This is a genomic window from Paenibacillus sp. GYB004 (assembly GCF_036577605.1).
GTDB classification, from domain to species: domain Bacteria; phylum Bacillota; class Bacilli; order Paenibacillales; family NBRC-103111; genus Paenibacillus_AB; species Paenibacillus_AB oceani.
In genome coordinates this window covers 71,352-84,569 of record NZ_JARBDB010000030.1, presented here as the reverse complement: position 1 = coordinate 84,569, position 13,218 = coordinate 71,352, and the positions used below count along the sequence as shown (strand labels likewise).

Genomic DNA, 13,218 nt, shown 5'->3' with positions numbered 1-13,218 from the left:
CTTCAACGAGGAGGTGAACAAGATGGACATTGTCATCACGATCGTGATCGCTCTCGTTGTTGGCGCTATATGCTTTGGGATTGGTTATTTTATCCGCAAGTCCCTCGCTGAGGCGAAAATCTCCAGTGCGGAAGAAGCTGCCCGTCAGCTGATCGAAGCGGCTAAGAAAGAAGCCGAAGCTCAGAAGAAGGAAGCTGTACTGGAAGCGAAGGACGAAATTCATAAACTTCGCGCCGAAGCTGAAAAAGACATTCGTGAACGTCGGAATGAAACTCAACGGCAAGAAAGACGATTGTTGCAAAAAGAGGAAACGCTGGATAAAAAAATGGAATCCCTCGAGCGTAAAGAGGAGCAAGTCGCCAACAAAGAGAAGCGGATTGACGAGACGCAATCTCAAATTGACCAGCTGTACCGTTCCCAAGTAGCCGAGCTGGAGCGCATATCCGCGCTGACGATGGAAGAGGCGAAGCAACTCATTTTGTCCTCCGTCGAGCAAGAGGTGCGGCATGAGACGGCACAATTGATCAAAGACATCGAGAACCAGGCGAAGGAAGAAGCCGAGAAACGTGCGCGCGAGATCATTACACTAGCGATTCAGCGCTGTGCCGCAGACCATGTAGCGGAAACGACGGTATCTGTAGTGGCGCTTCCAAACGAAGAGATGAAGGGCCGCATTATCGGACGCGAAGGCCGCAACATTCGTGCGCTGGAGACGTTGACGGGGATCGACCTCATCATCGACGATACGCCGGAGGCGGTCATCTTGTCCGGCTTCGATCCGATCCGGAGAGAAATTGCCCGGACTTCGCTTGAAAAGTTAGTAGCGGACGGACGAATCCATCCGGCGCGAATCGAAGAGATGGTAGAGAAATCGCGCAAGGAAGTGGACGAACGGATCCGCGAGTATGGCGAACAGGCAACGTTCGAGACAGGCGTTCACGGACTGCATCCGGATCTGATCAAAATACTCGGCCGGTTGAAGTTCCGTACGAGCTACGGGCAGAACGTCCTGAAGCATTCGATGGAAGTCGCTTATTTGGCCGGACTGATGGCAGGCGAGCTGGGAGAAGACGTCACGTTGGCGAAACGGGCCGGGCTTCTTCACGACATCGGCAAAGCGCTTGACCATGAAGTCGAAGGCTCTCATGTCGAGATCGGCGTCGAGATCGGCAAAAAGTACAAGGAACACCCGGTCGTCGTAAACAGCATCGCTTCCCACCATGGAGACTGCGAGGCAACCTCCGTGATCGCCATGCTGGTCGGCGCGGCGGACGCCTTGTCGGCTGCCAGACCGGGCGCGCGCAGAGAGACGCTGGAGACGTACATCAAGCGGCTCGAGAAGCTGGAGGAGATTACCGAATCGTTCGACGGCGTCGAGAAGTCGTACGCCATCCAGGCGGGCCGCGAAGTTCGCGTTATGGTGCAGCCAGAGAAGATCGACGATACGGAAGCGTTCCGGTTGGCACGCGATATTACGAAGAAGATCGAAAGCGAGCTCGATTATCCGGGTCATATCAAAGTGACGGTAATTCGCGAGACGCGGGCCGTCGAGTACGCAAAGTAATAGACGAACAACCAGCATCCGAAACGAAAGCGAGAAGTGGCTATCCGGCCACTTCTCCTTTGCTTTTGCCGGGGGGCCGTAAGAGGCCCGCTGACGGTTATGGCCCGCCCGGTACCGATGAAGGAGGAGAGTTCCATACGCATCTTGTTTATAGGGGATATTGTTGGAGGCTCCGGCCGCAGAGCGGTGAAGACGCAGCTGCCCGAGTTGAAGCGCAAATACGATCCCGCCTTTATCGTAGTGAACGGTGAGAATGCGGCCGGCGGCCGCGGCATCACGGCGCAAATCGCCAAAGAGCTGTTCGAGCTCGGCGTTCATGGCATTACGATGGGGAACCATACTTGGGACAACAAAGACATCTTCAATTTTATCGAGGAGGAGGCCCGGATCGTCCGTCCGGCCAATTATCCGCCCGGCACACCGGGCGAAGGAATGACGATTCTGAAAAACAAGGCGGGCAAAGAGCTGGCGATCGTCAATTTGATGGGCCGCACCTTTTTGCCTCCGCTGGACTGCCCGTTTCAGACGATCGATTCGATCCTCGATAAGCTCAAAAAGAAGCAGAAGCATATATTCGTCGACTTCCACGCGGAGGCGACTTCCGAAAAAATCGCCATGGGCTGGCATCTCGACGGGAAAGTGTCGGCGGTTGTCGGGACACATACCCATGTGCAGACCCACGACGAGCGAATCCTGCCGCAAGGGACCGGCTACGTGACCGATGTCGGCATGACCGGAGCCAGGGACGGCGTGCTCGGCATGGAGCGGGAAGCGGTGCTGCAGAAGTTCAAAACCCAGCTGCCTGTCCGGTTTACGGCTGATGAAGGCAAATGGCAGCTTCACGCCGTCGTGATCGACCTGGACGCAGAGAGCGGGATGGCCAAAAAAATCGAGCTGGTCCGCCGGTTCGAGACGGAGATGATTTTCGAATAGATGGAAGCAGCGGGAAAGGGACGCGGGGCGAATAGTCATTACCGGCAGAAGCCGGCGCCCCTCCTTCCCGGTCTCCGTCTCCGTAACTTGACGCAACACAGCTAGTGAATGCGGTGGCGGTCTGAGGTGCGGGAGCGCCATGTATCCAACAATTGCGCGAATTGACAGAAACTTTTGAAATTTAATGTGGTTTACTACTTGCCGGAAGAAGGAATTATTCCAGAACTGCACGAATAGTGTAGTAGTGGAATTCATCCAACATTCCCGAGGAGGTCTAGCCATGGAAGTATTAAAAGTTTCAGCAAAGTCCAATCCCAACTCCGTTGCGGGTGCATTGGCCGGCGTATTGCGCGAGCGAGGCGGGGCGGAACTTCAAGCCATTGGCGCTGGAGCGTTGAATCAGGCTATCAAGGCTGTAGCGATCGCACGAGGATTCGTAGCACCGAGCGGCGTAGATTTGATTTGCATCCCGGCCTTCACGGATATAGTTATTGACGGCGAAGATCGCACCGCGATCAAGCTGATTGTCGAACCGCGTTAGAACGCGAAGCTTGCAAGCAAGCCTATAGTAAAACGATTGATATAAAGCTCCTGTAAGGGGCTTTTTTTGCGGCCCGCGAAAAGGTTGCGTTCGCATACATACGGAAAGTCGATTATCCGAAATCGGGAAGGGGACGGACATGATGACGGTTATTGATGCGCATTGCGACGTTTTAAGCAAGCTTCTGCTTGATCCGACGATCTGTTTTGCAGGAAACGACTCGCGGCTGGACGTGACAAAGGATAAGCTGCAGCAGGCAGGTTCGGCGATGCAATGTTTTGCGATATGGATATCGGAAAGCTTGCCGGAATCGAATATGGAGCAGATAAGGACTTGTGCCGAGCTGTTTCACAGTCGGATTATCGAGCAAGCCGGGATGGTAGCCGTCCGCTCATCCGAAGATTTGCAGGCGGCGGTGCGAGCGGGGCGCCCGGGAGCGCTGCTGACACTGGAAGGCGCGGATGCGCTGAACGGCCGTGTCGACCACGTCCGGGAGCTGTACCGGCTCGGCGTCCGGATGCTCGGGTTGACCTGGAATTTTGCGAACTGGGCTGCAGACGGCGTATCCGAGCCGCGAAACGGCGGATTAACGATAAAAGGGCGGCGCCTTGTTAAAGAATGCGATTCCTTGGGAATAATAATAGATGTGTCTCATTTGGCCGAACGCAGCTTCTGGGAAGTTGCCGAGTTAAGCGGGAAGGCTTTCGTCGCCTCGCATTCCAACGTTTTCGAGTTATGCGTGCATGCGCGCAACCTGAACAAGCGGCAAATCACGTGTATCGCCGAACGCGGAGGCGTGATCGGCATCAACTTTTTTCCACCGTTTGTAAGCGCAAACGAATCGGCGACGATCGATGAGGTGGTCCGGCATATCGAGACGGTTTGCGAATGGGGAGGCGAGCGGGCGGCTGCGCTGGGAGCTGATTTCGACGGAATCGGCAAAAAGGTGCCGGGCTTGGAAGACCCGTCCGGCTACGCCCGGCTCGAGGAAGCGCTATCGAAACGGATGTCCGCGGAGCTTGTGGAGCGGGTCATGTTTCGCAATTGGTATGAATATTTTGTGACGGCCCTGCCAAAATCAGAATGCTAGTCGGCAGATCAATCTAATCCCGAGATGGATTCGATCTAATATAGCTATGTTTCAATTATGTACAAATCGCTTGCATTTTCCTGTCCGAAAGCATAAAATCTTTTAAGAATGCCGAGGTCTCATTAACGGTGTAGCGCTTTCAAAATGTTAGGTTTTGCGATGATTCGAATCTATCATCCCATCACCGAAGGACACAGTTTAAAGGAGTGGACGTTGTGATCGAGCAGTTGTCATGGAAAGTCGGAGGGCAGCAAGGGGAAGGCGTTGAAAGTACGGACCGCATCTTCTCCACCGCCTTAAATCGTCTTGGCTACTATCTGTACGGCTACAGACATTTCTCTTCCCGGATTAAGGGCGGACATACGAACAACAAAATCCGGATCAGTACGAAGCCGATTCGGGCGATTTCCGACGATCTGGACATATTGGTCGCGTTCGACCAAGAAACCATCGATTTGAATGCGCACGAGCTTCGCGCGGGCGGCGTTGTCGTCGCTGACGCCAAGTTTAATCCCACATTGCCGGAAGGTATAGACGCACGTCTGTTCCCAGTTCCGATTACCGCGATTGCGGAAGATTTGGGAACGGCGCTGTTTAAAAATATGGCGGCATCCGGTGCCTCTTGGGCATTGCTCGGATTGCCTCTCGAAGTGTTCAACAAAGCCGTCGAAGAAGAATTCGGCCGTAAAGGTCCTGCCGTTGTCGAGAAAAACGTCGAAGCGGTTAAACGCGCGGCGGACTTCGTCATCGAGCTGGCCGGCGGTCCTTTGGAAGAGTTCAAGCTGGCGGAAGCGGACGGATCGCAGAAGCTGTTCATTATCGGAAACGACGCGATCGGACTTGGCGCGGTAGCCGCCGGCTGCCGTTTCATGCCGGCATATCCCATCACACCGGCTTCCGAGATTATGGAATATTTGATCAAGCGCCTGCCTAAGTTCGGCGGCACTGTCATCCAAACCGAAGACGAGATCGCAGCCGTCACGATGGCGATCGGCGCCAACTACGGCGGCGTGCGCGCGCTGACCGCTTCCGCGGGTCCCGGACTATCGCTGATGATGGAAGCGATCGGCCTTGCCGGCATGACCGAGACGCCTGTCGTTATCGTCAACACGCAGCGCGGCGGTCCGAGCACGGGTCTTCCGACCAAGCAGGAGCAGAGCGACTTGAACGCGATGGTATACGGAACTCACGGCGAGATTCCAAAAATCGTCATCGCCCCTGCTACAGTTGAAGATTGCTTCTACGACACGATTGAAGCGTTCAACCTGGCGGAGAAATACCAATGCCCGGTAATTATTATGACCGACCTGCAGCTCTCTCTCGGCAAGCAATCTTCCGAACTGCTGGATTACAACAAAATCGTCATCGATCGCGGCAACCTGGTGACCGACGTTCCGAAGCAGGAGGACGGCAAGCTGTTCAAACGGTACGAATTTACCGAAGACGGCGTTTCCCCTCGCGTACTGCCTGGCGAACCCGGCGGCTTGCACCACGTTACCGGCGTAGAGCATGACGAGACCGGCCGTCCGTCGGAAAGCCCGATCAACCGTCAGAAGATGATGGACAAACGTCTCGCCAAGCTCAAAAGTTTGAAGCTTGCGAACGCAGTCGTATCCGACGCTCCGCACGATAATGCGGACCTGCTGATCATCGGTATGGGATCAACAGGCGGTACGATCGACGAGGCGAGAGCAAGATTGGCTAAGGAAGGAATGAAGACGAACCATTCGACCGTCCGTCTGATCCATCCGTTCCCTGTGGACGAAGTGGCCGCTCAGATCGCCAAAGCGAAAAAAGTCGTCGTTATTGAAAACAACGCCACAGGTCAGCTGGCTGAGCAAATCAAGCTGCATGTGGGACACGATAAAATTACGAGTATGCTGAAATACGACGGAACGCCGTTCCTGCCTTCGGAAGTTTACAAACATTGCAAGGAGCTGAACTAAGATGGCGACATTAAAAGATTTCAGAAATAACGTAAAGCCGAACTGGTGCCCGGGCTGCGGCGACTTCGCCGTACAAGCTGCGATCCAGAGAGCGGCTGCAAACGTCGGTCTGGAGCCTGAAAACTTGGCTGTCGTATCCGGTATCGGCTGTTCCGGCCGTATCTCGGGCTACATTAACTGTTACGGCTTCCACGGCATTCACGGACGCTCGCTGCCGATCGCACAAGGGCTCAAGATGGCTAACCGCGAGCTGACGGTTATCGCTTCCGGCGGTGACGGAGACGGCTTCGCCATCGGTCTTGGCCATACGGTTCACGCGATCCGCCGCAATATCGATATGACCTATATCGTCATGGACAACCAAATTTACGGGCTGACCAAAGGGCAAAACTCCCCGCGCAGCGCGAAAGGGTTCGTCAATGCGAAATATACGCCGCAAGGCTCGATCGAGTCCGAGCTCGCTCCGCTCGAGATGGCTCTTGCAGCAGGCGCTACTTATGTCGCCCAGTCGTTCTCCAGCAACCTGAAGCAGTTGACGGCCGTCATCGAAGCGGGCATTCAGCATAAAGGCTTCTCGTTCATCAATATTTTCAGCCCATGCGTAACGTTCAACAAGTTCAACACATATGAGTGGTTCAAGGAAAACATCGTCGACCTCGACGAAATTCCGGACTACAACCCGAACGACCGCGTTATGGCGATGACGAAAATTATGGAAACGAACGGTATGCTGACCGGGATTATCTATCAAAACAAAGAAAAGCAAAGCTACGAGGAAATGGTTCCGGGCTTCAAGCCGGAAGCGCTCGCCAAGCAAAATATGAAAATTACGGAAGCCGAGTTCGACAAGCTTGTCGCCGAATTCCGTTAAGAAGCGTGAACGAAAGACATGTGATTACGGTCACATGTCTTTTTTCTACATTAGCTTATAATGGAAAGCGAGAAGTGAGATACTAGAGTATCGCATACAGATCAGAGCCGCATCTCAGAGAGGAGCTTTACGATGAGCGTGGAGAAAATCGTTCCGGTCGGGGTATCCGCCCGTCATATTCATTTATCGCAGGAGCATATTGATACTTTATTTGGTGCGGGCTACGAACTGAAGCCGATGAAGCCGCTGTCCCAGCCGGGCCAGTTTGCAGCAGAAGAGACGGTAGCCGTATTTGGACCGAAAGGGAAGTTCGAGAAAGTCCGGATTTTGGGTCCAGCGCGCAAAGCGTCGCAAATCGAAATTTCCAAGACGGATTCGTTCCAGCTCGGCATCGATGCTCCCGTGAGGGAGTCCGGCAATATCGAAGGGACACCGGGCATTACAGTGAAAGGCCCTGCGGGTGAGGTCGTGCTTGAACGCGGCGTCATTATCGCAGCCAGACATATTCATTTTCATACGAAGGAAGCCGCCGAATGGGGCATCCGGGACAAGCAGCTGCTGCGGGTAAGAGTCGGGGGCACCCGTCCTCTAGTCTTCGAAGAAGTGATCGCCAGAATTTCCGACCAGTTTGCGCTCGATATGCATATTGATACGGATGAAGCGAACGCTGCCGGCATCAAAAATGGCGAGACCGCTGTTATATTGGATTGATTAGCCGAAGGGGATTCCCCCACTCGGCTTTTTGTTTTTTTGTCTAGCTCCCCCAGCATTTATTTTGTCAGAAAGGGAGGAATAATGGTATAATGGAATAATGACTGGACGCGGAAAGGAAGTGGAATTGTTGAAAAAGGAATTGACCCTCTTGGACGAGAAACAAACGAAGTCCGACAAGGACTATTCGATATATTTCCAACCGCCTTCATTAAAAGATGCAAAAAAGCGGGGCAAAGAGGATATCGCCGTTCACTACGAGTCGGCTATTCCGGAAGACATGAAGACGATCGGCACCGGCAAGAAATATTTGATCCGTACGTACGGCTGCCAAATGAATGAACACGATACCGAGGTTATGAAGGGCATGCTGGAGGAGATGGGCTACGAGTCGACGGAAGAGAAGCTCGATGCCGATATCATCCTGCTGAATACGTGTGCGATCCGGGAGAACGCCGAAGATAAAGTGTTCGGCGAGCTCGGCCATCTGAAGACGCTGAAGCAGCAGAAGCCTGGGCTTATTTTGGGCGTATGCGGCTGTATGTCGCAGGAAGAATCGGTGGTTAACCGGATCATGCAAAAGCATGCGTTTGTTGATATCATCTTCGGCACGCACAATATCCACCGGCTGCCGGTGCTTCTGAAGGAAGCGTATTACGGCAAAGAGGTGGTCGTCGAAGTATGGTCCAAAGAAGGCGACATCATCGAGAACTTGCCCAAAAAACGCGAAGGCATGAAAGCATGGGTTAACATCATGTACGGCTGCGACAAGTTCTGTACGTACTGCATCGTGCCGTATACACGCGGCAAGGAACGGAGCCGTCGTCCGCATGACGTGCTGGCGGAGATCCGCGATCTGGCGCGGCAAGGGTTTAAAGAAATTACGCTGCTCGGCCAAAACGTGAACGCATACGGCAAAGACTTTGACGATATCTCGTATTCGTTCGGCGATTTGATGGACGACGTGCGCAAGATCGATATCCCGCGTATCCGCTTTACGACGTCCCACCCGAGAGATTTCGACGATCGGCTGATCGAGGTGCTGGCGAAGCGGGGCAATCTGGTGGAGCATATTCATTTGCCGGTCCAATCCGGCAATACCGAAGTGCTCAAGCTGATGAGCCGTAAATATTCGCGCGAGCATTATTTGGACCTCGTCCGTAAAATACGCGTTGCCATTCCGGACGCGATGCTGACCACGGACATTATCGTCGGATTCCCGGGCGAGACGGAGGAGCAGTTCCAGGACACGCTCTCGCTCGTTCGCGAGGTTCGGTACGATTCGGCTTTCACCTTCATCTACTCTCCGCGTGACGGCACGCCTGCGGCGGCGATGGAGGATAACGTGCCTGAAGAAGTCAAGAAAGACCGCTTGAAGCGTCTTAACGATCTATTGAATGTGATCAGCCGCGAGCAGAATGAGCAGCTCCGGGGGCAGACGCTGGAAGTGCTCGTCGAAGGCGAGAGCAGGACGAACCCGGATGTGCTGGCCGGACGGACGAGAACGAATAAGCTAGTCCATTTCCGCGGCTCGAAAGAGTTAGCCGGTCAATTCGTCCAAGTGACGATTACGGAGCCGCAGACATGGGTTCTCAAGGGCGAGCTGGTCACTTCACAGCCTGCCAAAGTCGTTTAATCCAAATTCGATATACGAATAGAAACGTAGGAGTGAATAGAATGGCAGGACAGCACGGGGCACATACCCACGATCACGACCATAATCACGAGCATGGTCATTCTTGCGCCAATCCGCCTCACGATATGGAGAGCTACAGTAAGACGGATTTAATCGTACGTGACGATATCATGGCCAAAGCGAAAGAGCTCGCTCACCTCATTTCTACGACGGATGAAGTCCTTATGTTCCAAAAGGCGGAGAAACAGGTTCAGTCCAACACCGAAATTCAGGATTTGATCAAGCTGATCAAAAAACGGCAAAAAGAAGCGGTTGCATTCGAGCGATTCCAAAACCAGAAGATGGTCGACAAGATCAACGGAGAGCTGGAGGAGCTGCAGGACAAGCTGGACGATTATCCGATCGTCACGCAGTTCAAGCAGACCCAGGAAGATATCAATTATTTGCTGCAGCTCGTCGTTGGCGTTATCCGCGATACGGTATCCGAGAAAATACAGGTCGAGGAAGGTTCAGTCGAACCCGCCAGCAGCTGCAGCGATTGATCGGATCGCCTTTCCGTCCCCGTCCACTTGCTAATCGAAGTGACGGGTCAAACGTCACCGTGTACAAGGGGTTACTTCGGATCATTGCCGTCGTGACCCTTTTTTTATGAGCTGAATTATACATTTTCAGCCAAAGTGAATCCTTTCTGCCCGCAAGAAAAGCTACCCTTACAAAAGGTCATTCCAAGTGGATAAGCTTGTTTATCGTTTAGGAGCGTTACTTGCGGTCGCAGCATTGATCTGTACGGAGCTGGTTCGGATTCTGAAAGCGATGGGAGGCAGCCGGACCCGTGATATGGTTCGTCATTAACCGGCTATCCGGAAACGGTAAAGGCAAGAAAGTATGGCGGGAAGTGGAACGGGCGCTGGACAGGCTCGGCATTGAATACGGCCGAACGTTTACGCAAAAACAGGGACATGCGGAGGAGATCGCCCGGGAACTGGCTAATAAGCCGGGTATCTCCGCGATCGTCGCTATAGGCGGTGACGGAACCGTCCATGAGGTTGCGAACGGAGTCGCGGGGACGAGCGTGCCGGTCGGCTGCATTCCCGCCGGGTCCGGAGACGATTTCGCACGCAGCCTCGGATACCCGCTGTTATGGGAAGGCGCGCTGGAGCGCGTATTGAAGCTTAACAGCCGCCGGATCGATGCCGGCTTGATCAATGGCAGACTGTTTGCCATATCGGCGGGAATCGGTTTTGACGGCGAAGTGGCCAAGCTGACGAACCGGTCCTGGTACAAACGTTGGTTCAATCGAATCCGAGCGGGGCGGATCTCTTACGTTGTCACTGTTCTACGTTTGTTGATTACGTACAAGCCCTGCCGTGTGCGTCTGGATGTCGATGGGATCACCTCCGAGCACGACGGCGTCTGGCTGATGGCGATCGCCAATATGCCGGGTTACGGCGGGGGCATGAAGATTTGTCCGGATGCCAAGGATGACGACGGATGGCTCCATCTGTGTCTGGTGGAAGGGATATCGCGTATGGAATTGCTGCGTTTTTTCCCGCGGGTGTACGACGGAACGCATGTGACGCATCCGGCTGTACGGATGTTGGCCGGGAGGAAGATCCGGATGGAGAGCGGCACGCCGATGACGATTCATATGGACGGAGAATTCGGAGGGGAGACGCCGGCTGGAACACCGGTCGCGATCGAAGTGCTTCCGGATCGTTTGCTTGTCATTTGAAAATAATGGAATGTTGATAGAGGGAAGGAGTATGATTATGATTCACGTATTGTTCGTATGTCTGGGCAACATCTGCCGTTCTCCGATGGCGGAAGCGGTACTTCGGCACCAAGTAAAGGAAGCGGGTCTGGAGCAGCAGATTCAGATAGACTCTGCAGGAACCGGCGATTGGCACATCGGTCATCCCCCGCATGAAGGGACCCGCAAGCTGCTGGACAGCAAGCGTATCTCATGGAACGGGATGACGGCGAGGCAGGTTAAGCCGGAAGATTTTGCCCAGTTCGATTATGTAATCGCCATGGATAATAGCAATTTAAGCAATCTGAAGGAGATGTTGGCACAGCATACCCGCGAGGGTTCCGGAGCCTCGGAGCAACCAGACGGCGGAGTAAAGTCCAAAATGTTTCGTCTCCTCGATTTACTGCCGGAGCGCAAGCTGGAGAACGTGCCGGACCCTTATTACACCGGCAATTTTGACGAAGTGTATGAGATGGTCGAGGCGGGCTGCCGCGTCCTGTTGAAGCAGATCCAAGACGAGTTGAAGCCGTAATCCGCCACTCTTGTACGTTGTATGCACCAAAGCTCCGGTATATAACCGGAGCCTTTTTCATAGCAACTCAAATCAGGAACATGGCGGCGATCGTCGTGACGACGAGTCCGATAACGACCGGCTTCAGATTGCGTCTGGCCAGCTCAAACGGGTCTACGCCGCAGATAGCCGCTGCCGGGATAAGCGCCCAAGGTACGATCGTTCCGCCGCCAACCCAGATCGCAGCGATCTGGCCTAACGCCGTTAACGTAGCGATACCGGAGCCGATCGCGGCGGCGAACAGGTTGGCGATCGAGCCTGCCAGCGAGATACCGGAGAAGCCGGAGCCGTCCAGGCCCGTAATCGCTCCGACGACTGTCAGCGTGGCGGCGCTGACGCCGGTATTGATCGGCACCGTCTGGGCGAGCGCAAGACCGAGATCGTTGACGATGCCGTGGGAGCCGTCGGGCAGCGTATTGCCGAAAATGTCGGCAAAGGCGGAGTCGCCCAAATAAAAAAACGCGGCGATCGGAATAACCGGACCAAACACTTTAAACCCGAACAAAAAGCCGTCGATCAATTGCGTCGTCGTACGCTCCAGGCCTGCCTTGCGGCTCGATAACAGGGAGAGCACGATCATGACGAGCAGCGCGGTGCCGCCGATCAGGGCGGTTGCGTCTCCGCCTTGCAGATCGAGCTTAAACATGGCGACGATATCGAGGGCGAACAGAAGCGGAATCACGACTGCGGCAATTTTTCTGACGGCGGGGGACAGGGGACTGTCGATTTTGGCCGCCTCGGATTCAGGAACGGTTGTCGCTTTAAGGCCCGTATCCATCGTCAAGCTGCCGTTGCGCATGTCGCGGCGCATATACCAGAAGGCTACGGCGGTCGTAACCGCACCCATGATGATCACGAGCGGAATGCTGGCTTGAATGACGTCCGCTACCGGGATGCCTGCCGCATCCGCGGTCAGCTTGGGCGCTCCCTGTATGACGAAGTCGCCGGACAGGGCGATGCCGTGGCCGAACAAGTTCATTGCCACCGCGACTCCCAGCGCGGGCAAGCCTACGCGAATCGCAACGGGCAGCAGCACGGCGCCGATCAGCGCCACGGCCGGGGAAGGCCAGAAAAACCACGAAATGATCATCATCACGATGCCGATAACCCAGAAAGCGAGCGCCGGCGAACGAATCAGCCGGGTTACGGGCGAAATCATCACTTCATTAATGCCCGTACGGATCAGCACTTTGCTCAAGGCGACAATGAGCGAGATGACCAGAATCGTGCCGATTAATTCTTTAATAGCATAAATAAATCCGGAAAAAACACCGCCGACCGATTGGCTGACAGACTGGGTGGCAATCAGGCCGAGCGCTAAAATGCCGACGACGCACACGGCCGTCGTATCGCGCCGCATCACCATAAAGCCGATAATGAGCAAGACGAAGGCGAGGTAAACCCAGTGCAGCGATATAAGTGTGACGTCCATTTGGCGGTACACCTCCACGTAAGGGGTTACAACTGTACTTCAGTGTATGCGCCGCCGCAAAATGTGTGTTTGCGGAGCTGGAAGCCTGCACCCGTCTACGCCCGTCTTCCCGTGCCGGAATAAACCGGGCTCTTTTGGCCGAAAACGGAAACCAATCGGCCTTCCATTCGTCT

The 13,218-nt window shown here is 54.4% G+C and carries 12 protein-coding genes; 11 read left to right on the top strand and 1 reads right to left on the bottom strand.

Annotated features, from left to right (window positions below; all coding sequences use genetic code 11):
- The first annotated feature begins 22 nt into the window (after positions 1–22).
- The 11 genes from rny (at position 23) to PV433_RS12400 (ending at position 11,574) form a co-directional block, all read left to right on the top strand.
- Positions 23–1,564, top strand: a complete 1,542-nt coding sequence (gene rny / locus PV433_RS12450) for a ribonuclease Y (RefSeq protein WP_190926556.1) — start codon at positions 23–25, stop codon at positions 1,562–1,564.
- 135 nt (positions 1,565–1,699) lie between these two features.
- A complete protein-coding gene (locus PV433_RS12445; RefSeq protein ID WP_332072626.1) occupies positions 1,700–2,497 on the top strand; it encodes a TIGR00282 family metallophosphoesterase in 798 nt (265 codons plus the stop codon).
- A 280-nt stretch (positions 2,498–2,777) separates the two neighbouring features.
- Positions 2,778–3,038: a stage V sporulation protein S gene (locus tag PV433_RS12440; protein ID WP_006211249.1), complete on the top strand. Its 261-nt coding sequence runs from the start codon at positions 2,778–2,780 to the stop codon at positions 3,036–3,038.
- 139 nt (positions 3,039–3,177) lie between these two features.
- Positions 3,178–4,128 (top strand): dipeptidase, encoded by a 951-nt coding sequence (locus PV433_RS12435; protein ID WP_190926558.1) that lies wholly within the window; start codon positions 3,178–3,180, stop codon positions 4,126–4,128.
- Positions 4,129–4,343: 215 nt separating this feature from the next.
- Entirely contained in the window at positions 4,344–6,074 is a 1,731-nt protein-coding gene (locus PV433_RS12430; RefSeq protein ID WP_190926560.1) for a 2-oxoacid:acceptor oxidoreductase subunit alpha, read from the top strand.
- A 1-nt stretch (position 6,075) separates the two neighbouring features.
- Positions 6,076–6,945: a 2-oxoacid:ferredoxin oxidoreductase subunit beta gene (locus tag PV433_RS12425; protein WP_190926561.1), complete on the top strand. Its 870-nt coding sequence runs from the start codon at positions 6,076–6,078 to the stop codon at positions 6,943–6,945.
- A 138-nt stretch (positions 6,946–7,083) separates the two neighbouring features.
- On the top strand, positions 7,084–7,656 hold the full coding sequence (gene pduL / locus PV433_RS12420; RefSeq protein WP_332072625.1) for a phosphate propanoyltransferase: 573 nt from the start codon (positions 7,084–7,086) through the stop codon (positions 7,654–7,656).
- 100 nt (positions 7,657–7,756) lie between these two features.
- Entirely contained in the window at positions 7,757–9,292 is a 1,536-nt protein-coding gene (miaB, locus tag PV433_RS12415) for a tRNA (N6-isopentenyl adenosine(37)-C2)-methylthiotransferase MiaB (protein WP_442951512.1), read from the top strand.
- Positions 9,293–9,333: 41 nt separating this feature from the next.
- Positions 9,334–9,834 carry a YlbF family regulator gene (locus PV433_RS12410; protein ID WP_442951511.1) on the top strand — a complete coding sequence of 167 codons (501 nt, stop codon included), beginning with the start codon at positions 9,334–9,336 and terminating at the stop codon, positions 9,832–9,834.
- A 290-nt stretch (positions 9,835–10,124) separates the two neighbouring features.
- Positions 10,125–11,024: a diacylglycerol/lipid kinase family protein gene (locus tag PV433_RS12405; RefSeq protein WP_332072457.1), complete on the top strand. Its 900-nt coding sequence runs from the start codon at positions 10,125–10,127 to the stop codon at positions 11,022–11,024.
- Between the two features lie 37 nt (positions 11,025–11,061).
- Positions 11,062–11,574: a low molecular weight protein-tyrosine-phosphatase gene (locus PV433_RS12400; protein ID WP_332072456.1), complete on the top strand. Its 513-nt coding sequence runs from the start codon at positions 11,062–11,064 to the stop codon at positions 11,572–11,574.
- 67 nt (positions 11,575–11,641) lie between these two features.
- Here the strand turns inward: PV433_RS12400 and PV433_RS12395 are convergent, their stop codons facing one another.
- The gene (locus PV433_RS12395; RefSeq protein WP_332072455.1) at positions 11,642–13,045 is read right to left on the bottom strand and encodes a hypothetical protein; all 1,404 of its coding nucleotides are present in this window, start codon (positions 13,043–13,045) and stop codon (positions 11,642–11,644) included.
- Positions 13,046–13,218 lie beyond the last annotated feature (173 nt).